The organism is Achromobacter sp. ACM04, from assembly GCF_014851465.1.
GTDB lineage: Bacteria > Pseudomonadota > Gammaproteobacteria > Burkholderiales > Burkholderiaceae_B > Achromobacter > Achromobacter aegrifaciens.
This window is the reverse complement of sequence record NZ_JACUZS010000026.1, coordinates 1-291: the sequence shown is the minus strand read 5'-3', so window position 1 is coordinate 291 and position 291 is coordinate 1. Positions and strand designations below refer to the sequence as shown.

Below are 291 nucleotides of genomic sequence, written 5' to 3'. Positions count from 1 at the left end.
CCTTGGCCACGCCCACGACATTGGTGACGTCCGCGCCGAGGGTGTCGGCGCCGGTGCCGCTGATGACGTTGCCGGAGGCGGTCAGTGCGGTGTCTTCCGTGACGGAGGCGGTGTCGGGCTTGGCTTCGGGCGCCGTGTCGGTGATGAGCACGACCAGGTCGTCAGACTTGACCTGGTTGGCCGCATCGGTGACGGTGACGGTGAACTTGTCGGTGACGGAGTCGTCGCCGGCGGTGTGGTTCTTGGCCGTCCCATCCTGCTGGTAGCTATAGGTGATCTTGCCGGTGGCCG

Annotated in this window: 1 protein-coding gene; it reads right to left on the bottom strand. The window is 66.7% G+C overall.

The genetic code is table 11. The features are described 5' to 3' along the window. A partial coding sequence (locus IB259_RS31280; RefSeq protein ID WP_225596997.1) for a VCBS domain-containing protein occupies nt 1-291 on the bottom strand: 291 nt, incomplete at both ends.